Source organism: Rhodococcus sp. 05-2254-5, assembly GCF_002258575.1.
GTDB classification, from domain to species: domain Bacteria; phylum Actinomycetota; class Actinomycetes; order Mycobacteriales; family Mycobacteriaceae; genus Rhodococcoides; species Rhodococcoides fascians.
Map to the genome: position 1 here is coordinate 97,863 of NZ_NOZG01000032.1, position 19,223 is coordinate 117,085.

General features: G+C 63.1%; 21 protein-coding genes. 12 read left to right on the forward strand and 9 right to left on the reverse strand.

Translation table 11 applies throughout. The annotated features are described in order from the left end of the window. Positions 1–49: 49 nt before the first annotated feature. The 3 genes from CH278_RS24515 to CH278_RS24525 all read right to left on the reverse strand — a co-directional run bounded on the left by CH278_RS24515 (position 50) and on the right by CH278_RS24525 (position 3,163). Positions 50–1,471: a triacylglycerol lipase gene (locus tag CH278_RS24515; protein WP_027494627.1), complete on the reverse strand. Its 1,422-nt coding sequence runs from the start codon at positions 1,469–1,471 to the stop codon at positions 50–52. 202 nt (positions 1,472–1,673) lie between these two features. After that, entirely contained in the window at positions 1,674–2,555 is an 882-nt protein-coding gene (locus CH278_RS24520) for a dioxygenase family protein (protein ID WP_094623077.1), read from the reverse strand. 197 nt (positions 2,556–2,752) lie between these two features. Continuing rightward, positions 2,753–3,163 carry a hypothetical protein gene (locus CH278_RS24525; RefSeq protein ID WP_032367820.1) on the reverse strand — a complete coding sequence of 137 codons (411 nt, stop codon included), beginning with the start codon at positions 3,161–3,163 and terminating at the stop codon, positions 2,753–2,755. A 125-nt stretch (positions 3,164–3,288) separates the two neighbouring features. Between CH278_RS24525 and CH278_RS24530 the strand changes: the two genes are divergently transcribed. Next, the gene (locus tag CH278_RS24530) at positions 3,289–3,687 is read left to right on the forward strand and encodes a hypothetical protein (protein WP_094623078.1); all 399 of its coding nucleotides are present in this window, start codon (positions 3,289–3,291) and stop codon (positions 3,685–3,687) included. Here the strand turns inward: CH278_RS24530 and CH278_RS24535 are convergent. Beyond that, positions 3,659–3,868: a hypothetical protein gene (locus tag CH278_RS24535; protein WP_063216212.1), complete on the reverse strand. Its 210-nt coding sequence runs from the start codon at positions 3,866–3,868 to the stop codon at positions 3,659–3,661. The two genes, CH278_RS24530 and CH278_RS24535, sit on opposite strands and share 29 nt — an antisense overlap. A 93-nt stretch (positions 3,869–3,961) precedes the next feature. Here CH278_RS24535 and CH278_RS24540 point away from each other — a divergent pair, with 93 nt between their 5' ends. From CH278_RS24540 to fahA, 4 genes are all read left to right on the forward strand, one after another. Then, positions 3,962–4,489 (forward strand): MarR family winged helix-turn-helix transcriptional regulator, encoded by a 528-nt coding sequence (locus tag CH278_RS24540; protein WP_032384151.1) that lies wholly within the window; start codon positions 3,962–3,964, stop codon positions 4,487–4,489. Between the two features lie 71 nt (positions 4,490–4,560). Next, positions 4,561–5,754, forward strand: coding sequence for a homogentisate 1,2-dioxygenase (locus CH278_RS24545; RefSeq protein WP_094623079.1), 1,194 nt, complete (start codon positions 4,561–4,563; stop codon positions 5,752–5,754). Further along, on the forward strand, positions 5,721–6,539 hold the full coding sequence (locus CH278_RS24550; RefSeq protein WP_256991918.1) for a hypothetical protein: 819 nt from the start codon (positions 5,721–5,723) through the stop codon (positions 6,537–6,539). Before CH278_RS24545 ends, CH278_RS24550 begins: the two co-directional genes overlap by 34 nt. A 19-nt stretch (positions 6,540–6,558) precedes the next feature. Continuing rightward, complete coding sequence (gene fahA / locus CH278_RS24555) at positions 6,559–7,725, forward strand: fumarylacetoacetase (protein WP_094623081.1); 1,167 nt, start codon at positions 6,559–6,561, stop codon at positions 7,723–7,725. A gap of 6 nt (positions 7,726–7,731) precedes the next feature. Here fahA and CH278_RS24560 read toward each other — a convergent pair whose 3' ends face one another. Further along, positions 7,732–8,244, reverse strand: a complete 513-nt coding sequence (locus CH278_RS24560; protein ID WP_094623082.1) for an Lrp/AsnC family transcriptional regulator — start codon at positions 8,242–8,244, stop codon at positions 7,732–7,734. A gap of 162 nt (positions 8,245–8,406) precedes the next feature. Here CH278_RS24560 and hppD point away from each other — a divergent pair, with 162 nt between their 5' ends. Next, positions 8,407–9,612: a 4-hydroxyphenylpyruvate dioxygenase gene (gene hppD, locus CH278_RS24565; RefSeq protein ID WP_048316976.1), complete on the forward strand. Its 1,206-nt coding sequence runs from the start codon at positions 8,407–8,409 to the stop codon at positions 9,610–9,612. Positions 9,613–9,640: 28 nt separating this feature from the next. Here the strand turns inward: hppD and CH278_RS24570 are convergent, their stop codons facing one another. Beyond that, a complete protein-coding gene (locus CH278_RS24570; RefSeq protein WP_032368670.1) occupies positions 9,641–10,126 on the reverse strand; it encodes an Lrp/AsnC family transcriptional regulator in 486 nt (161 codons plus the stop codon). Between the two features lie 158 nt (positions 10,127–10,284). On the opposite strand from CH278_RS24570, the gene pdhA reads away from it, so the two are divergent. The 4 genes from pdhA to lpdA are packed head-to-tail and all read left to right on the forward strand — an operon-like array spanning position 10,285 to position 15,045. Continuing rightward, a complete protein-coding gene (pdhA, locus tag CH278_RS24575; protein WP_094623083.1) occupies positions 10,285–11,400 on the forward strand; it encodes a pyruvate dehydrogenase (acetyl-transferring) E1 component subunit alpha in 1,116 nt (371 codons plus the stop codon). After that, on the forward strand, positions 11,397–12,401 hold the full coding sequence (locus CH278_RS24580) for an alpha-ketoacid dehydrogenase subunit beta (RefSeq protein ID WP_094623084.1): 1,005 nt from the start codon (positions 11,397–11,399) through the stop codon (positions 12,399–12,401). The genes pdhA and CH278_RS24580 overlap by 4 nt, the downstream gene beginning before the upstream one ends. Further along, on the forward strand, positions 12,398–13,681 hold the full coding sequence (locus CH278_RS24585) for a dihydrolipoamide acetyltransferase family protein (protein ID WP_094623085.1): 1,284 nt from the start codon (positions 12,398–12,400) through the stop codon (positions 13,679–13,681). The genes CH278_RS24580 and CH278_RS24585 overlap by 4 nt, the downstream gene beginning before the upstream one ends. Then, entirely contained in the window at positions 13,678–15,045 is a 1,368-nt protein-coding gene (gene lpdA, locus CH278_RS24590; protein ID WP_094623086.1) for a dihydrolipoyl dehydrogenase, read from the forward strand. Before CH278_RS24585 ends, lpdA begins: the two co-directional genes overlap by 4 nt. Positions 15,046–15,361: 316 nt before the next feature. Here the strand turns inward: lpdA and CH278_RS24595 are convergent, their stop codons facing one another. The 3 genes from CH278_RS24595 to CH278_RS24600 are packed head-to-tail and all read right to left on the reverse strand — an operon-like array spanning position 15,362 to position 16,485. Further along, positions 15,362–15,601, reverse strand: a complete 240-nt coding sequence (locus CH278_RS24595; RefSeq protein ID WP_094623087.1) for a hypothetical protein — start codon at positions 15,599–15,601, stop codon at positions 15,362–15,364. Between the two features lie 54 nt (positions 15,602–15,655). Further along, on the reverse strand, positions 15,656–15,829 hold the full coding sequence (locus tag CH278_RS27725) for a hypothetical protein (protein WP_179274534.1): 174 nt from the start codon (positions 15,827–15,829) through the stop codon (positions 15,656–15,658). Beyond that, a complete protein-coding gene (locus tag CH278_RS24600) occupies positions 15,823–16,485 on the reverse strand; it encodes a TraI DNA relaxase (RefSeq protein ID WP_094623088.1) in 663 nt (220 codons plus the stop codon). Before CH278_RS24600 ends, CH278_RS27725 begins: the two co-directional genes overlap by 7 nt. A gap of 734 nt (positions 16,486–17,219) precedes the next feature. Between CH278_RS24600 and CH278_RS24605 the strand changes: the two genes are divergently transcribed. Both CH278_RS24605 and CH278_RS24610 read left to right on the forward strand, forming a co-directional pair. Then, positions 17,220–17,555, forward strand: coding sequence for a hypothetical protein (locus tag CH278_RS24605; RefSeq protein WP_094623089.1), 336 nt, complete (start codon positions 17,220–17,222; stop codon positions 17,553–17,555). After that, complete coding sequence (locus CH278_RS24610; protein ID WP_094623090.1) at positions 17,555–19,159, forward strand: hypothetical protein; 1,605 nt, start codon at positions 17,555–17,557, stop codon at positions 19,157–19,159. Before CH278_RS24605 ends, CH278_RS24610 begins: the two co-directional genes overlap by 1 nt. Positions 19,160–19,223: the final 64 nt, after the last annotated feature.

The following is a 19,223-nucleotide window of genomic DNA, read 5'->3' on the forward strand; positions in this document are numbered from 1 at the left end:
AGGGAGTCTACAGGCGACGCACCGCTCGCAGCCCCGCTGATCGGTTCCATCACGACCCGATCGGCTTCCCGAACAATCCGGCGATTATCTCGCCGACGGCCGCGACGAACGTCGGGTGTGCACGCGTGTCGAGCGCCATCGAGCCGACATCGTTCGTCCGGCAACCCGGTTCCACCGGAACACCGGCAAATCGGTCGCGCATCCACAACACCGCACTCGGAAACGCGATCAGCTCCAAGCTGATGTGCTCACTGAAATGATCGCGGGTGTAGGTGACGTCGGCACCCGGACGGCTGCAGTACGACTCGACCATCGCGTTGACCGGCCCGATCGGCACCAGCCAGTCCGGGTTGGAATGGTAGACGTAGAGCGGCATGTTCGGAGTGGTACGGCCGAGCTGCATCGCAGACAGGGCCTTCTTCACCACCGGTTGCTGGATCGGGTCGCCGTCGGTGTGCAGCAAGCCTTTCAGGTTGACGAACGGCAGCAGCGCCGACGAGTAGCCGACACAGAGGTTGTCCTTGGCCGCGAACAACGTTCTACCGAACGGGTCGACGTGTTCGTCGATGAAGGCGGCCAGCTCGGGACTCTCGCGGCTGGCACCGATGATGCCGGCGGCCACGATGCCCGATCCCAGGGTGTTGTTCGCGTTGTCGACCAATGCCCCGAGTTCGGCCGGGGTGCCGCCCTCGGTGACTCCGACGATATCGAGCTCAGGGGCGTAGTTTTCGGCCAGTTCTGCTGCGTGCCCGGTGGCGATCGCGCCACCGGAGTAGCCGCTCATCCCCACCTTGGTGGCCTCCCCGGCCAACTGCATCGGCGCGAAATTCTCGGCAGCTCGGATGCCGTCGAGTGTGATCCGGCCGGCGACCGGCCCGGCGGCGAACGAATTGTTCGGGCCCTGATGATCGGGTACCGACACCGCCCATCCTTGCGCCAACGCTGCCTGCACTTCGAGGAATTGAGCGCCCGACGTCACCGCGCCGGTCACCGGCCAGGGGATGGCACCCGCTCGCATCGCGTACGACGGAGCGCAGTAGGCCGCGAGAGAATCCTCGGCCACCTGGATGGAGATCAACGGACGCGGTGCCGCAGGCACTCCACGCGGCTTGATGACCGTGGTCACGGCGGCGATCGGCTCGTCGCGCCCGTTGTTGGACCGGAACGACAACTGCCACGCGTCGACCTGTGTGGGAATGACGTTGAGAGTAGCGAGCTCGACGGGCCGTGCGGCGATGATCTGGCCCGGCGCGGCCGCTGCCACCACGTCGGCGGGAGGAAGGTAGAAGTCGGTGTCGAACTCGGGAATCTTCGGCCACGTGAGCGGCGGCAGAGGCGGCTGAACCTCCACACCGGCCGGACCGCTGGATTCGGGTTCAGCGGAAGCGGGGCTGGTCGTAGCGGCAACGGCGGCGGCTACGGTCGCCACACCGATCGCTACCCGCAGCGTCCAAGATCGGGCAGAAGACACAGCTGTACTCCTTCGCGCCGGACAACGGGGTCCACAGGACGCGCGCCCGGCGACATTTCGTACAGCGCATCCGACGATCTTGGACACCGATGTCCGAGATGGTGCTCAGAACTGTAGAGCGAAGTGGCGTGGATAACAATCCCCGAACCGAAAATGATTCAGAACTGAATCGAGCCCAATTGCACGGAGTAGTTCCCGTTCGTCACGCGACGGCGAAAGACCGCTTCGCCAAACCGAACTGGAAGCCGGTGATGGCCGTCGTCACCGGAGCTTCCGGATTCTCGGCGGCACCGAGGGTGACGAACAACGGCGTGAAATGTTCGACGGTGGGGTGCGCGTACGGCATTCCCGGTGCGGCACTGCGGAAGTCGGCGAGAGTCCCGACGTCACCGCGAGACAAGGCGTCGGCAGCCCAGAGGTCGAAGTCCTCGGACCACGTCGGCACGGTGTTCGTAGCGAAATTCTCGCGGGACAGGAACGGCAGTCCGTGGGTCATGAACCCGGAACCGATGACCAACACACCCTCGGCCCGAAGTTCCTTCAGCGCAGCGCCTATCGACATCAGCCGATCGGGCGCGTGCGTCGGCAGGCTCAATTGCAGAACCGGGACATCGGCGTAGGGATACATGACCTTCAGCGGGACCCAGGCACCGTGATCGAGTCCGCGCGCGGTGTGCCGATGCAGGTTCTCCGACGCCGGAATGGCCGCGGCCACCCGTGCGGCCAGCGCCTGAGCGTCGGGAGTCCGGTATTCCATCGAGTAGTAACGCTGCGCAAATCCACCGAAGTCGTAGACGAGTGGCGTCGCCGCCGCCGTCGCGGACAGGCTCAACGGGGCCTCTTCCCAGTGCGCGCTGACGATCAGGATCGCCTTCGGCTTGGGCATCGACTGCGACCAGGTGAATAGCTCGTTCATCCAGAGCGCGTCGTCGAACACCGGGGGCGCACCGTGACTGATGTACAGCGCGGGCATCGGCCCGTCGTGCGGGGTCCACATCTGCTGCGACCGGCTCGCGGGTGCTGCGTCGGCGAGAAACGCATCGAATGCGGCACCCGCGACGGGCGGGTTCATCACAGAAGTCATGGCGGGTCCTTCGAAGTACCTAAGTTGAATCTTCAACCTACCACTCGAGTCCAATCACGACTACATCGGACCAGCCGGTCTGGACCGAACCGCACTGTGGGTGACCTCAGCGCCCACTATTAGTGCTGAAATACCTTTTCCCGTTCGTGAGAGCGAATTGTGGACGCTCACGTCAGTGCTCCACGCCGAGGACACGGCTACTCCACGACGACGCGGCCACCACCGGGAAGGTTGGGCGTGTCCGTCGTGATCGTGAGATCGACACGGCCCGCACCGGTAGCGAGAGTGATCGGCTCGGTCGATATCCCACCCGCCGAACCGGATCGGCCGTTGTCGATGTTCGTCCACACCACGGTCACCGGAACCGGCAGCAGGCCGACCGCTGACGAGCCCATGTCACCCGCACCAGAAATCTTGCTCACTGTCGTCACCGTGACCTCCCCTGCCTCGATCACCGTCGCCGTTGCCTCGACCGGCCCCGACCCGAAACTGACGCCGTGTTGCAAGAAGACGAATGCCTGTACCGGCCTGAGCTCCGTGGTGGTTGCGGCCGACGCGATGCCCGCCGACCCCAGCGTCAGGGCTCCCGCCACCAATGGTGCCGCCACGAGGCGAAGGACTCTATTTCTCGAAAACACGATGCTCCCCATTTCGTCGAATTCGTCCGCTGTTCGAGAACATCCTGCAACGGACCAAGCGGTATGTAGTCCCCTCGGGCCCTAGGCTCGGCTGTATGCCGGATGTCTATCGCGCCCCGATGCCGAATGGCGTCGAGCGTGCCCTCACCTACGGACTCTGCGGCATGTCGGCCGACGACGAACGCTCGCTACGACGGGTCGAGCGTTTCGAGCAGGTCGCGGACCGATCTTTCGTTTGGACACGAACCGAGCACGGCGAGTACTTCCTCGGCCGAATTTCCGGCCCACTGCGGGAAGATCACAGCGCCGACGCGGTGGCGTCGAACATGATCTTCGTCCGTGACTGCGAGTGGATCGGCGAGCCTGTTCCCGAACACGAGGTACCCGCCGCGACGCTACGCACATTCGCGCGCGGAGGACGAAACTTTCAGCAGACACACGACCCGAAGGTCGGTGCAGAGTCGGCTACTGTGTGGCGAGCGCGAGGTCGCTGACCTGCGGATCGACCTGTACGACGGAGTAGCCCTGGATCTCGAACTTGTTCTCCCCCTCGGGCGGTCCGAGCACGGCGCGGACGATCAGGGTCGCGGCGGCAGCGACGAGTGCGATCACGATGACCACTGCTGCCACGATCAGCAGGGTGCGGGGGCCACCGAACAGGTTCTTCGAGCTCATGGGTCCATCATGGCCCCTCCTCGGTGGGACACGAATCTCGCTGCGTGAGTAGTAAAGGTGTTGATCAGATGAGTTCGTGGCTACAGTGAATCCGTGACCGACGCACCCGAGCCCGATTTCTGGTCGTTCATCGACACCGCCAACACCACACTGGCCCGGGAGTACGGGTTCGAGCATCAGCTGGCCACCGAGGTTCTGCTGACATTGAACCGAGCGTCGAACATCGTCACGTACGACCTCGAGTCGACGGTTCATCGCCCGCGAGGCTGGTCGTGGTCGTCGTTTCGGCTGATGTTCGTCACGTGGCTGGCAGGCCCGATTGAGCCGCGACGAGCAGCCGAATTGACCGGCATGAGCCGCGCCGCCGTGTCGAACCTGTCCAAGACACTCATCTCCGGCGGCCTGCTCGCCAGTACGCCCGACGAGAAGGACGGGCGTTCGGTGCGCCTCGCCCTGACCGCACTGGGGCACGACGAGATGGTCGAGGCGTTCGCCGAACAGAACGAACGGGAGAACGCATGGGCCAGCGCGCTCACCGAACCCGAACAGCGAATCCTGGTGATGCTGTTGACCAAACTGATCACCAACCGCAGCCAGTTCGACGTCCGGGGGCGAAACTGAAGGTTGCGTAGATCACGTCAAAGTAGTTAATGTCTTTACTACAAGCGGTGACAGAACTCAGGAGAGAGCACGTGGCCTACTACCGGCAGCTCGGATCGGTTCCGCCGAAGCGGCACACCCAGCACCGAACTCCCGACGGCAACCTCTATTACGAGGAGCTGATGGGCGAAGAGGGCTTCTCCTCGGACTCGTCTCTGCTGTACCACCGCAACATACCGTCGGCCATCGTCGATGCCACGGTCTGGGACCTGCCCGATCAATCGACGACGCCCAACCATCCGCTCGTGCCGCGGCACCTGAAGTTGCACGAGCTGTTTCCCGAATCCACGGTGGCGGACACCGACGTCATCACCGGACGACGCCTCGTTCTCGGCAACGCCTACGTCAGACTGTCCTACGTCGTCGCATCGAAAACTTCACCGCTGTATCGCAATTCCATCGGCGACGAGATGGTCTATATCGAATCCGGTTCTGCCACCGTCGAAACGGTGTTCGGTACTCTCCACGCGCAGCAGGGTGACTACGTGCTCATTCCGCGTGCGACGACGCACCGTTGGATTCCCGACGGCCCCCTGCGCGCCTACGCCATCGAGGCCAACAGCCACATCGCACCACCGAAGCGGTTCCTGTCGAAGTACGGCCAGTTGCTCGAGAACGCTCCCTACTGCGAACGCGATCTGCACGGCCCCACCGAGCCTCTACTCGCCGACGGCGAAGACATCGAAGTACTTGTCAAGCACCGTGGTTCGACGGGCATCGTCGGAACCCGCTACGTCTACCCGCAACACCCGTTCGACGTAGTGGGGTGGGACGGCTGCCTGTATCCGTACACGTTCAACATCTCCGACTACGAACCGATCACCGGCCGTGTGCATCAACCGCCGCCTGCGCATCAGGCATTCGAGGGGGCCAACTTCGTGATCTGTAATTTCGTTCCGCGCAAGGTCGACTACCACCCGCTCGCAATTCCGGTGCCGTACTACCACTCCAACGTCGACTCCGACGAGATCATGTTCTACGTCGGCGGCGACTACGAGGCCCGCAAGGGTTCCGGAATCGGCCAGGGATCGATCTCGGTGCATCCGGGCGGGCATGCTCACGGGCCGCAACCCGGTGCCTACGAACGCAGTATCGGCGCCGAGTTCTTCGACGAACTGGCCGTCATGGTCGATACCTTCCGCCCCCTCGAACTCGGCGAAGGAGCGCTCGCGTGCGAGGACACCGGGTATGCGTGGACGTGGGCAGGCCGGGGGCCGAACCGATGATCCCGAAGTTCTTCCATCGCCTGTGCGACGACGCCGCTGTCTTTCCTCCCGGCAATACACCACTCGATGTTGCTGCAGCACAACATCTCGAGTACCGGGCGAGTTCTTTCGCAGACCTCGTCGGCCCGTTGGTCGTTCCGATGGACCGGGTGAACGAGCTCGTCCTGGGCGCTCGGATGGAGGTCGCGCTGATCGCATCTGCCGGCCCGGGCAGCGTGGAGGCAGGCCTACGCGCCGCCGACCGCACCGCCGGCGTGACGGTCGTTGCCGTCGAAGTGGCCGTACCCGAGGGCACGAGCATCGACGCCTTGCGCAACATCACTCAGGACATCGACATCTATGTCGAAATTCCCCGCGACTCCCGACGAGACGACATCTTCGACGCAGTCGACGAGTTCGGGTATCGTGCAAAATTCAGGACCGGCGGCGTCACGGCCGACGAGTACCCGGACGAGCGGGAGCTTGCCGCGTCCATCTACGAGGCGGCACAACGCGAGGTCCACTTCAAAACCACCGCGGGTCTGCACCATGCCGCCCGTAACACCGATCCCCACAACGGTTTCGAGCAACACGGTTTCCTCAACGTGATCCTCGCCGCGCAGGCCGCACACAGCGGCGCACGCGTCGGTGAGCTCGAGAAGATCCTGGCAATCCGGGACGCCGACGTCCTCGCCGGTCTCGTCGCCGGGATCGAGGGTCAACGCGCCTTCGCATCGTTCGGCACCTGCAGCATCCGCGAACCCCTGGACGACCTCGTCCGCCTCGGACTCGTCCCACCTCAGTGAACCAAGGAGCGCGCCGTTCATGACGCACATCGACATCCCCGCCGACTCCGAGTTCGGAATCGACAACCTGCCTTACGGCATTTTCAGTACTCCTGGTTCGGACGCTCGAGTCGGAGTCCGGTACGGCGACAATGTGATCGATCTTTCTGCTGCTCTCAACAATTCGGTTTTCGCCTCCCCCAGCCTCAATGCTTTCATGGCGCGCGGCCGCAGTCGGTGGGTCGAGGTCCGCGAGTCCGTCACCGCCATGATCGTCAGTGGCACGACCCCCGCGGAAGCGATCGTCTCGGTTTCCGACGTCACGATGCATCTGCCGTTCGAAGTTGCGGACTACGTGGACTTCTACGCGTCCGAGCACCACGCGTCCAATCTCGGCCGACTCTTCCGGCCCGATGCCGAACCGCTGCTACCGAATTGGAAGCACCTGCCCGTGGCGTATCACGGCCGGGCAGGGACGGTTGTCGTGTCCGGTACCGATGTCAAGCGTCCGAACGGTCAACGCAAGGCACCCGACGAGGCGTCACCCACGTTCGGCCCATCTCGTCGACTGGACATCGAGGCAGAGATGGGCTTCGTCGTCGGCGTTCCGGCGGATGGCCCCATCTCGCCGGATCAGTTCTCCGAGCACGTGTTCGGTGCCGTCATCGTCAACGACTGGTCTGCTCGCGACATCCAAGCCTGGGAGTACGTGCCGCTGGGGCCGAACCTCGGCAAGAGTTTCGCGACGTCCATCTCGCCCTGGGTGGTCCCCTTGCTCGCGTTGGATCAGGCGCGGGTGTCGACACCGGCGCAGGAGCCCGCGCCGCTCGAACACCTCCGCGAATCCCGTTCCTGGGCACTCGATATCGATCTGTCCGTCACGTGGAACGGCCACGTCGTCTCCCGTCCGCCGTACAGTTCGATGCATTGGTCGCCGGCCCAGATGCTGGCTCACGAGACCAGCAACGGCGCGACATCCCGAACCGGTGACCTGTTCGCGTCGGGCACCATCTCGGGACCCGAGAAGAATCAGCGCGGTGCCTTCATCGAACTCACCTGGGGTGGTAAGGAACCGGTGTCACTCGGATCGGAGACCCGGACGTTCCTCGAGGACGGCGACGACGTCATTATCGCCGCCAGCGCTCCGGGGCCGAACGGTGCGCGCATCGGGTTCGGCGACGTACGTGGCCGGATCGTTCCGGCCTGAGGCCTATCACTCGCGCGTCCGTCTGTATGCGGGGGCTCTGGGGGTTCGATCGGACTCGGCGCTGTTGAGCAGTGGCAGTGCCCGGAACTCGACCAATTCCGAGAGTACGACAACACTGGTCGACCGCGCGATCGTGCGAGATTGATTGAGCGCGATCAACGTCCGCTGCAGATCGTCATGAGACGCCGCGGCGACCCGGCACAACACATCGCCGACGCCGGTTGTCGCGAATGCCTCCAACACTCCGGGTATCTGCTCCAGGACGGCGACGACGTCACCGAGTGCACCCTGGGCAATCTCCAATGTGACGAACGCCCGCACGCCGTAACCGGCTGCTGCCAAACCGATTCGAGGCTGATAGCCGGTGATGACACCGCTGTCCTCCAATCGCTGCAGGCGGGCCGACACAGTCGCACGTGCAACACCGAGCGTTCGCGACAGCTCGAGCACGCCGATCCGCGAATTGTCATGCAGCGCAGCGAGCATCGCCCGGTCCAATTCGTCCAACGTCGATTCCATAACGCACCTCCACTTTGCTATACGAATCGTATAGCAAAGTGCGGAACAACCTGCCCTATCTGCACAGCACGGACAGCTATTCAGGCGTCGATTGACTCCCCTGCACCGCGATGTTGGGCTGGGCGGAACAGTGTGCCTCACTCGGACCAACCAGGAGCTTTCATGAGCCTCGACAACATCCTCAACGACGACGAGAAGCTCGCCGATCTCGACGCCGATCAGCTGCGGCAGCTCGTCGGACTCGTGGAGTACGACGACAAGCGAGATCCCTTTCCCGTCAGTGGCTGGGACGCCATCGTGTGGGTGGTCGGCAACGCGACGCAGACCGCGCACTTCTTCCAGTCCGCGTTCGGCATGGAGCTCGTTGCGTACTCGGGCCCGACCACCGGCCAACGCGACCACCACGCGTACGTGCTCAAGTCCGGCGCAGTGCGCTTCGTCATCAAGGGAGCCGTCGACCCCGACAGCGAACTGGTGGCACACCACACGCGCCACGGCGACGGCGTCGTCGACATTGCGCTGGCCGTACCCGATGTCGACCGATGCATCGAGCATGCGCGAGCCCAGGGCGCGCGCGTACTACAAGAGCCGACCGACATGTCCGACGAGCACGGCACGGTCCGCACCGCGGCCATCGCGACCTACGGCGACACCCGACACACGCTCGTCGACCGATCCCGCTACACCGGCACCTACCTCCCCGGTTATGTGCCACGCACGTCGACGTTGCAGCGACCGGAGGGCGCTCCCAAGCGCATCTTCCAGGCTCTCGATCACGTGGTCGGCAATGTCGAGCTCGGCAAGATGGACGAGTGGGTCGACTTCTACCACCGCGTCATGGGCTTCACGAACATGGCCGAGTTCGTCGGGGCCGACATCGCCACCGATTACTCGGCCTTGATGAGCAAGGTCGTCTCCAACGGCAACCACCGAGTGAAGTTCCCGCTGAACGAGCCGGCCATCGCGAAGAAGCGCTCACAGATCGACGAGTACCTGGATTTCTACCGCGGCCCGGGCGCACAGCATCTGGCGCTGGCGACCAACGACATCCTGTCTTCGGTCGATGCGCTCCGCGCGGCGGGCGTCGAATTTCTCGCCACTCCTGATTCGTACTACGAGGATCCCGCACTGCGAGCCCGTATCGGTAAGGTCCGAGTGCCGATCGAAGAGTTGCAGAAGCGCGGAATTCTCGTCGACCGAGACGAGGACGGGTACCTACTGCAGATCTTCACCAAGCCGCTGGTCGATCGCCCGACGGTGTTCTTCGAGATGATCGAACGCCACGGCTCGCTCGGCTTCGGCATCGGCAACTTCAAGGCACTGTTCGAGGCCATCGAACGTGAACAGGACGCTCGCGGCAACTTCTGACCCGTACCCCGAACGACGCCGCCCACTGTCAGCGTTCGGTGGGCGGCGCAGTTCGTCCCAGACCACCTCGGTCCTCGTCGAAGATCAACCACGTGCGCGTCGCCCGGACGCCGTCGAGCGATTGCAGGCCCTCCAGCACGACTTGCCGCAGGCTCTCGTTGTCGGGAGTCCTGATGAGTACCAGCACGTCGAAATCCCCTCCGAGCAAACTGAAGTGGTCGACGAACTCCATCGACCGCAACCCCTCGGACACACTGCGCCACGAATCCTGACGGATCGACAACGCGATGAACGCCGAGGTCCCTAGCCCGGACGCCCCGTGATCCACCTGCACGGTGAACCGTTCGATGACACCCGCATCCTTGAGCCTGTCTACCCGTGTATAGGTATGTGCCCGAGAGAGATTCAATCGATCGGCCAGCACCCGCATCGAGACCCGCCCGTCGGCAGTCAGCTCGGCGAGGATGCGACGATCCGTGTCGTCCAATTCCACACGTCTCGAGACGTCGTCCATTCGTCCGCTCCTACCTGGTGGTTCGTTACGCCGATCCGACAGATAGTCAGTTCGCGCCGGGAATGTCAGCAATACGTCTGCAATCCTACGACCATAGGACTTCTTCCTCACCGAATCGGCCAGAATCGCCCTACAAGCCGATCTCAGGAGAGTGCCCCATGACGACCGTCGAGAAGGTTCCGGCAACGTCCTACCAACAGTTCATGCCTGCCGACCGTCCCGTGCAGTACCTCGCACCCGATGGGACGGGCGTGGACAGTGCAGCCCGCTACGCACACCCGTCGAACGAGCGCCTGCTCGAGATGTACCGCTCGATGGTCCACGGCCGCCGATTCGACCAGCAGGCAACAGCATTGACCAAACAGGGTCGGCTTGCGGTCTACCCGTCCTCCCGCGGCCAGGAGGCCTGCCAGATCGCCGCAGCCCTGTGCCTGGGTGAGCAGGACTGGATGTTCCCGACGTACCGTGACTCGATGGCTCTCGCGGCGCGAGGCGTCGACCAGGTGGAGCTGCTCGGCATGCTCGCCGGGTACTGGCACTGCGGCTACGCTCCCACCGCCTACAAGGTCGCTCCCCAATGCACTCCTCTGGCAACACAATTGCTGCACGCGACCGGTTTCGCCTACGCCGAGGCCAAGCAGGGACGAGACACCATCGCCCTCGCGTTCTGCGGTGACGGAGCAACCAGTGAGGGCGACTTCCACGAGGCCCTGAACTTTGCCGCGGTGTTCCGCGCACCGGTGATTTTCCTGGTCCAGAACAACGGATTCGCCATTAGCGTTCCCCTCGCGCGTCAGACTGCAGCTCCGTCGTTGTCGCACAAGGGTGTCGGCTACGGCATCGGCAGCGAGCAGGTCGACGGCAACGACCCGATCGCGATGATGGCCGTGATGGACGAGGCCGTGAAGTACGTCCGAGCAGGCAAGGGACCGGTGGTCGTCGAGGCGCACACCTACCGCATGGACGCCCACACCAATGCCGACGACGCCACGCGCTACCGCAAGGCAGACGAGGTGGAAGGCTGGCTGGCCCGAGATCCGCTCTCGCGCCTCGATTCCTACCTCGAAGCCCAGGGTCTGCTCACCGACGATCTGCGCGAACAGATGACGGTATCGGCCGACGCCGATGCCGCGGCACTTCGCGCGGGCATGAACGTCGAGCAGGACGTCGACCCCGAGGATCTGTTCCGGTTCGTCTACTCCTCCCCCACCCCCGACATGATCGAACAGCGAAACCAGGTCGCCGCCGAGATCGCAGCAGGAGAACTGTCATGACCACGATGACCATGGCCGGAGCCCTCAACGCCGCCCTGCGCGACGCGTTGACCGAGGACGAGAAGGTCGTTGTCTTCGGCGAGGATGTCGGCACGCTCGGCGGCGTCTTCCGCGTCACCGACGGACTGACCCGAGACTTCGGTGACGATCGCTGCTTCGACACCCCGCTCGCGGAGTCGGGCATCGTCGGATTCGCGATCGGGATGGCGATGTCGGGCTACAAGCCCGTCGTAGAGATGCAGTTCGACGCCTTTGCCTACCCGGCTTTCGAGCAGATCGTGTCCCATGTTGCCAAGCTGCGCAACAGAACTCGCGGATCACTCACCGCGCCGATGGTCATCCGCATCCCGTTCGCGGGAGGTATCGGCGGCGTCGAACATCACTGCGACTCGTCCGAGGCGTACTACGCCCACACCCCGGGCCTGAAAGTCGTCTCGCCGTCCACCGTCGCCGACGCGTACTCGCTGATGCGTGATGCCATCGCCGATCCGGATCCGGTGATCTTTCTCGAACCGAAGCGGCTGTACTTCTCCAAGGACGACATCGAGCTGACCAAGACCGAGCCGATCGGCACCGCCGTCGTGCGTCGTGCCGGTGCCGACGTCACGCTTCTCGCCTACGGCCCCACCGTGTCGGTGGCTATGCAGGCCGCTGAGTTCGCGGCCGAGGACGGCCGGAGCGTCGAGGTGGTCGATCTGCGGTCGATCAATCCGTTCGACGACGAGACTGTCGCGGTCTCGGTACGAAAGACCGGACGCTGCATCGTGATTCAGGAGGCGCAGGGCTTCTCCGGTGTCGCCGCGGAGATCGCCTCGCGGGTATCCGAGCGTTGCTTCCATCACCTGCACGCTCCGGTACTCCGAGTGACCGGACTCGACATTCCCTACCCGGCACCGAAACTCGAGCACTTACACCTGCCGTCCGCCGACCGCGTTCTCGACGCCATGGACCGACTGCAGTGGAACGATGCTCCCGACCTCAGCAAGGCGGTCACGGTATGAGCATGCAGGTGTTCCTGCTCCCTGATCTCGGTGAAGGACTGACCGAGGCCGAGATCGTGGAGTGGAAGGTCAAGCCCGGTGACACCGTCACCATCGATCAGGTCGTCGTCGAAGTCGAGACAGCGAAAGCCTCCGTGGAGGTGCCCTGCCCGTTCGAGGGTGTCGTCGGCGAACTGCATGCGGCCGAGGGCACCTCACTCGCCGTCGGCGCGCCGCTCATCAGCATCACCGGCGGTGCCGTCGCCGATACCCCTGCGGCCCATGAGCGATACCGCGAAGAAGAACGCGCCGGCTCAGGAAATGTGCTGATCGGCTATGGCACGGGACACGGCCCGACCGGCCGTCGAAGAAGAGCTTCGCACGTGAGTGGAAACTCGACCCAGGCTGCGAATAGGAGCGGAGCCAGCGGAGCGACCAGCGAACAGAGCCACTCACATGCACCGAAGGTGCTCTCCCCCATTGTTCGGAGCATGGCACTGCAGGGTGGGCTGGATCTGGCGTCTATCGATGTCGCCGGCAGTCATGGAGTCATCACCCGCGCGGACGTGGAACGGGCACTGTCCTCAAGCACTCCCAGCACCGAGGGCGTCACGCGAATACCCATCACCGGGATTCGTAAGACCATCGCCGACAAACTCTCTCGCAGTCGCGCGGAAATTCCCGAGGCGACCGTCTGGGTCGACGTCGACGCGACGGCTCTGCTGCAAGCCCGACGTGACCTCGATGCCTCGATCGACGGAGTGAAGGTGACACTGCTGGCAGTTCTCGCCAAACTCACCATGATCGCGCTGGCCAAGTTCCCCGAGCTCAACAGCACCGTCGACACCGCCGCGGGCGAGATCCTGCGGTACGAGAACGTCGGACTCGGCATTGCCGCGCAGACCGATCGTGGACTCATGGTTCCCGTTGTGCCGCAGGCAGACAAGGCCGACCTGAAGGAACTCTCCGAGCGGCTGGCCGAGCTGACCGAACTCGCGCGAACCGGCTCCCTCCCCGCAGCTCGACTGAGCGGCGGAACGTTCACCCTCAACAACTACGGAGTGTTCGGGGTCGACGGCTCGGCCGCGATCATCAACCATCCCGAAGCCGCGATCCTGGGCATCGGACGCATCACCGACCGCCCGTGGGTGGTCGACGGCCAATTGGCCGTCCGCAAGGTTGCGCAGCTGTCATTGGCGTTCGATCACCGCGTGTGCGACGGCGGAGTGGCCGGCGGGTTCTTGCGCACCGTGGCCGATTTCGTCGAGAACCCCGTCGTTGCATTGGGATCCGTCCGATGAGCAACGTGGACGTCCTCATCCTCGGCGGTGGATCGGGTGGGTACTCCTGTGCCCTGCGCGCCGAGCAACTCGGCCTGACGGTCGCATTGGTCGAGGAGGACAAGCTCGGCGGCACTTGCCTGCACCGTGGATGTATCCCCACCAAGGCTCTGCTGCACACGGCGGAGGTTGCCGATGCGGTCCGCGGTGCGGCGCACGTCGGCGTCACGGCATCGTTGACGGGTGTGGATATGCCTGCGGCACTGAAGTATCAGCTCAGCGTGGTCGCCGGCCTGTACTCCGGACTCAAGGGCTTGTTGAAACGTCCGGGAATCGAGATCGTCTCGGGCCGTGGTCAGGTGGTCGGTCCTCGCACCGTTGAGGTGGAGGGTCGACGCATCACCGGGGCTTCGCTGGTTCTCGCCACCGGGTCGTATTCGCGCACCATCCCCGGTATCGAAGTGGGACCCCGCGTACTCACCAGCGACGGCGCGTTGGCGCTCGACCGAGTACCGGAGTCCGTCGTCGTACTGGGCGGCGGGGTCATCGGTATCGAATTCGCCAGCATCTGGGCCTCTTTCGGAGCCAAGGTCACCGTCGTCGAGGCACTCGATCGCATCGTTCCGGGTGAGGACGAATGGTCCTCGAAGCAGCTGACCAAGGCATTGCGCAAACGCGGCATCGACATTCGTACCGGCACCAAGGTCGAGACAGTCACCGAGTCGTCCGACGACGTCGCGGTGGCGCTGTCCTCCTGCGACACCCTCTCGACGGATCTCGTGCTCGTCTCCGTCGGACGCGGCCCCCGCACCGATGACCTTGGTCTGGCCGAGCAGGGCATCGCCACCGAACGTGGCTTCGTCACTGTCGACGACAATCTGCTCACCACCGCAGACGGCGTCTATGCCGTCGGCGACATCGTGGCGGGATATCAGTTGGCTCACCGCGGTTTCCAGCACGGCATGTTCGTTGCCGAACACATTGCCGGACTCGCGCCGGCACGTATCGACGGCGATCTCGTTCCGCGCGTGACCTATTCGCATCCGGAGATCGCGTCGGTCGGTCTCACAGAGAAGGCCGCGGAGCAGAAGTACGGCAACGTGACCTCGGTGGTCTACGACCTCGGCGGCAACGGCAAGAGTCGCATCTTGGCCACCGCGGGCGGAGTCAAGGTTATTCGCGCACGTGAGGACGGCCCTGTTGTGGGTGTCCACCTCGTCGGTGACCGCGTGGGCGAGCTGATCGGCGAGGCACAACTCGCGGTGGCATGGGAAGCACTGCCGTCCGAGGTCGGTAGCTTCGTGCACGCCCACCCCACTCAGAACGAGGCACTGGGTGAAGCGGTGATGACGTTGTCGGGGCGGCCGTTGCACGCGCACAGCTGAAAGAGTTTCGAGTGGGTCGCGCCACCGTTCCGGTTCGTTTTTGTAGACCTAGTTCCGGGCACCGCTTCGTTTTGGGCTCCTGATCCGCCGCGCAAGCCACGATCTCACCTAGCTGTTGGCCGGAGATCTCAACAGCGATAACAAGTTCCGTCACCTGCGCCCAACTTTCGGCTGATCACGCCTAATTCTCCAGGTATGGAGTGTTCGCGAGTGCGGTGCACAGTGCGTCGATTGCCAACGCCGCGGTATTGCCCATCCGTGGCCCGGCGAGAGCGAAGAGCATGTCTTCCCAGGGAACGAACACTTTTTGATTGCCCTAGACGGTGCGGCCGACGATGATCCCGATGTCGGCGTCGTCCAGCTTGTCCCGGTCGACGAGGTGCGGTCTCAGCTTCTTCGCCCGTTGCCGTGCCTGCTTGCCCGTCACCCCGCTGAGCTTGGACGTGGGACCCATCAGTCGGGCCTTGGCGTCGGCATCGTCTTTCTTGCCACTTCCGGACGCGCGTGCCGCTGCGGCGACCCCGGTGAGACCGGAGGCGATGATCACCGTGATCACGAAGATCTATGTCGAGACGGCCGGCCAGGTGAGCTGTCCGCCGGCCACGGAGAACTAGGCAACGAACGGATTGGCGGGGATCTGCTGGCCGGTGTCGCTGGCCGCGTGCCCGAGCCACAGCGACCCGTAGGCCAGGGCGATAGCCGCGATCGCGAGCAGGACTGCGATGAGAGGCAGCATCGACGAGGAAGTGCCTCCACCCTTCGAGGTCGCCTTCTTGGTCACCATGCCTCCACACCACTCTCGACGCCCGCGTCGACGCCGCGGTCGATCTCGATGACCTGCGCGACCCAGTCGGTGATGTCGACGACCGAGCCCGACGAACGCTCCTGGCGCGGTGTCTCAAGCATCAGATCAACCAGACGGATCGGCTCGACGTGGGGCGAGGTGGAGGACACGACAAGGGTGTGTTCGGCGATGTCGTCGAAGTCGAGGCCATCGAGCTCGGCGGGCAACTCCAGAGCAATCATCGACAGACCAGGACGGAGCACTGCGTCGTTGATACCGTTGTCGACCAATCGTTCCCGCCACGCATGCTCGTGCACAGCCGTGCGATTGACGGTGGCGTTCGCCCACTCCTGCTGGGTGGGATCGGTGAAGGTCTGTGCGGTGATCAGCTCCTGTGCGACACCGGTCGCGGCGAGATATGCCGCCGCCCTCACCAGCGACACGTCGCTGTCGAGCAGACCGAATGCGCGACTGTCGCTGCGCGGCTCGTAGGAGGGCGACCGAGTGCGGATCTCCTCGCGCCGGGTATGCGCCCGGTCGGGCAGGCTACGGCGGCGTTCGGCAGCCAAGGTGGCGCGGCGACCGCGTTCGTAGGCGGCGGCAGCGATCTGGGAGCGGCGCTGCAGCTCCGCGGTCCAGGCAGATCGAGTGGTCATCGACGTTCACCACCGTTGATGGTGAACGAGATGTGGTCAGTGTTGGGGGAGAGCGAGTGAGGAATCGACATGAAGGGCCTTCACTCAGAGCGTAGGCCAGCCCACAGCATAATTGCACCAACACCCGAACAATGGTGTGGCGCAGCGCTGTTGCTGGATGGACGCTCGACCGTGACCCTCATCGACGATAGAACTTCATCAGACTAGCTCATAGCCGCGTGCTCTCGCATACTTCTGGGGAAGCGAGCCCGGACGCCCGCAGGTTGCCCCGAACTGGCACGGCCAGAGGGCAGTGCGCTGATCCGGTTAGCATCTTCCGATGATACGAAACTCGCAGCAGACCAGTCCTCAGGCCCCAGACGCGTGCTGCTCCCGTCACTGGAAGCGGAGACTGCATGGCGACCTCGGGAGTTACAAACACGTCCCACCCATAATTGCTGTGACCGTCCAAAACCGTTTTCAAGGCGTTGGCCGGTGAGCCGGCGCCAAGTGGGCCGGCTACGGCTCGTGAGGCCGCCTTCTCGGCCTCGGTTATCCAGGTCTGCAGGGTCTGTGTCGGGTAGCTCGCGACGCGAGCAAGTCGGGACGCGACGCATCTCAAATACATGTATACGTGGACCCGCCGACAGCGCTACTGCGACCCGGGAGCAGTTTGTGCCGTCGCAACGGCTACGCGCGTAGTCCGAACGTATGAATACTCCCCGCCGCCAGGGGGTGCTGCGTAGAATTGCCACATGGAGGACTTTCTAGTCATTGGCGTGCCGCGCGTAGATGGTGCCGACCTCGAACGACTAGCTGCCGAGGTGGGATTGGCGGGCGAGCTGTCCGAGCAGCACTACTTCGATGGTGAGCCTTGGATAGAGCTGGCGAAGTACTCGTTCTTTTCTGCGGCAGGCTGGCACACTCTCCGAACGTGGCTCCAACTGCGGGCAGAGCGTCTCCGACATACCCGGGTCACGTACAAAGGAGTCGAGATTGAGGGCATGGGGCCGAAAGATACGATGAAGATCATCGCACTCCTTGATGAGGAGCATCAGAAGGCACAAACCAAAAACACCAAGAAGAAGTAGTGACGGACAACGTCGAGGCGGTTATCGCTGCCCGATGGCGCTCGTCGATAGGGATACCGCTCGACGACGACGAGATAGAACGGATTCGTAAACGGAATCGTTCGCTCTGGCAGTGGCTGCGACAACTGGTCGGTACCGACATCGCTGAACCCAATATTGTTGGTGTGCACAGTGCGCGAATACTGCCGGCTTGCTTGATCCACAGTGGCAGCACGACAATCGTGTGGGACGCTGGGCTTGGCACAGTACTCAGCAAATTCTCGTCCTTTCTGCAGTATCCGCAATCAGAGGAGATCAAGGACGCATATCTTCATCAAGTGTGCGCCCTTCGCCTTCTCACGGCCGGAAGGGTCGATGAAGCGACCGCGCACGCAACCTACGCTGACGATGTCCTGCGTGACAACAAGATAGACCGGTGGCACGAATACATGGCTGATGCCGAGACTCAGTTCGACGTCTGGCTCACAACCGAAATGCAAGAACGATTCATCCTCGCTCACGAACAGATGCACTACGTTCAGCACAATGACATCAATGGATTTCAACGGCTCACTTCTCTTCTTCGGGAGATGATGGAGAGGGTAGAAATTCTTGGTCTTTCGAAACCTTCGCCGCTCCGAGATTTTGCCGGCCTGTACGAGGGAGAGAATCGCGATCCAATCGATCCGAGGTTGGCTGAACGCTCTCTGGATGAATACGCCTGGTATTTGAGGCCTTGGATTTCGGGCCTTGCGTTCAGAAAAAGCCTGGACCATTGGGTACTTACTCACGCCGTGGTGCGGTCCGACTTGGAGAAGAGCGATGAGCTATTCGCCGAAGTCGCTTGCGACATATTTGGAGCACTGACAGTATGCGTCGATGCTCACGTACGAAAACGGGGATGGAGTGCCGTGGCGGGAGTGGTGGGCGCTCGCCTCGCATTGTCCGCGCGCGCAATGATAGCGAAAACCGATGCGGATCTGGGTCTGACATCTGAATCGTCTGCCCGGTCGGCCGAGGCCCTCGAATTACGCGGAAAGTGCCTTGAACTCTTTCTTCCAATCATCCTGGCGTCGAAGCTCACTGAAATTGACCAGATTTTGGGCCAAGATGCTTCGACTGCGACCAACGTCGGAGACTATCAGGAGGTAATGCGCTTGGCCGGCGAATGCGCTAGTGATATTTACTTTCCTATAGTAGGCCGGTTGCGTCAATTCGAGACGGAAAAGCGATTCTCCTTCGATGTCCCTCCCGGATTGCTGGAGCTATCTGGGTTTGCCTTCGAACGACCAAGCTCGAATCATCAGCAGGGATGGCTTTTTTGGTTAGGTGTGGTGCGGACCACTGTTGGCGTTGACCGCCTCGCCAGGGAAAGTGGCGAGTTTGTTCACGAGGTTGAATGCGCAATCGGACGGCACCAGCGGGGAGACTGGGGTGACGTTTACCCTGAGGATGCAGACGCCAACTCGCACGCACTGTGGCGCGAATTCGAAGATCTGCCAGAAGACGAGGCCAAACGACGTGGGGCCATTTATTCGTATTATAGGTGTCAATCGCACGAGGTATTGATCAAGACCGACCGGAGTCGTGAAACGACTACGGTCTATTTACCCTCAGAAATGTGAGGAGGTTGAGGCCTAACAGCTGTGGTTGGTTCGCTGTTGAGTACAGTGCTGTTTCCGCATTTGA

Excerpts from the sequence above, each read along its gene's own strand:
- CH278_RS24520 (WP_094623077.1), bottom strand. The coding sequence starts at position 2,555 with ATGACTTCTGTGATGAACCCGCCCGTCGCGGGTGCCGCATTCGATGCG.
- CH278_RS24530 (WP_094623078.1), top strand. The coding sequence starts at position 3,289 with ATGCCGGATGTCTATCGCGCCCCGATGCCGAATGGCGTCGAGCGTGCC.
- CH278_RS24535 (WP_063216212.1), bottom strand. The coding sequence starts at position 3,868 with ATGAGCTCGAAGAACCTGTTCGGTGGCCCCCGCACCCTGCTGATCGTG.
- fahA (WP_094623081.1), top strand. The coding sequence starts at position 6,559 with ATGACGCACATCGACATCCCCGCCGACTCCGAGTTCGGAATCGACAAC.
- CH278_RS24560 (WP_094623082.1), bottom strand. The coding sequence starts at position 8,244 with ATGGAATCGACGTTGGACGAATTGGACCGGGCGATGCTCGCTGCGCTG.
- hppD (WP_048316976.1), top strand. The coding sequence starts at position 8,407 with ATGAGCCTCGACAACATCCTCAACGACGACGAGAAGCTCGCCGATCTC.
- CH278_RS24570 (WP_032368670.1), bottom strand. The coding sequence starts at position 10,126 with ATGGACGACGTCTCGAGACGTGTGGAATTGGACGACACGGATCGTCGC.
- pdhA (WP_094623083.1), top strand. The coding sequence starts at position 10,285 with ATGACGACCGTCGAGAAGGTTCCGGCAACGTCCTACCAACAGTTCATG.
- CH278_RS24580 (WP_094623084.1), top strand. The coding sequence starts at position 11,397 with ATGACCACGATGACCATGGCCGGAGCCCTCAACGCCGCCCTGCGCGAC.
- CH278_RS24585 (WP_094623085.1), top strand. The coding sequence starts at position 12,398 with ATGAGCATGCAGGTGTTCCTGCTCCCTGATCTCGGTGAAGGACTGACC.
- lpdA (WP_094623086.1), top strand. The coding sequence starts at position 13,678 with ATGAGCAACGTGGACGTCCTCATCCTCGGCGGTGGATCGGGTGGGTAC.
- CH278_RS27725 (WP_179274534.1), bottom strand. The coding sequence starts at position 15,829 with ATGGTGACCAAGAAGGCGACCTCGAAGGGTGGAGGCACTTCCTCGTCG.
- CH278_RS24600 (WP_094623088.1), bottom strand. The coding sequence starts at position 16,485 with ATGACCACTCGATCTGCCTGGACCGCGGAGCTGCAGCGCCGCTCCCAG.
- CH278_RS24605 (WP_094623089.1), top strand. The coding sequence starts at position 17,220 with ATGGAGGACTTTCTAGTCATTGGCGTGCCGCGCGTAGATGGTGCCGAC.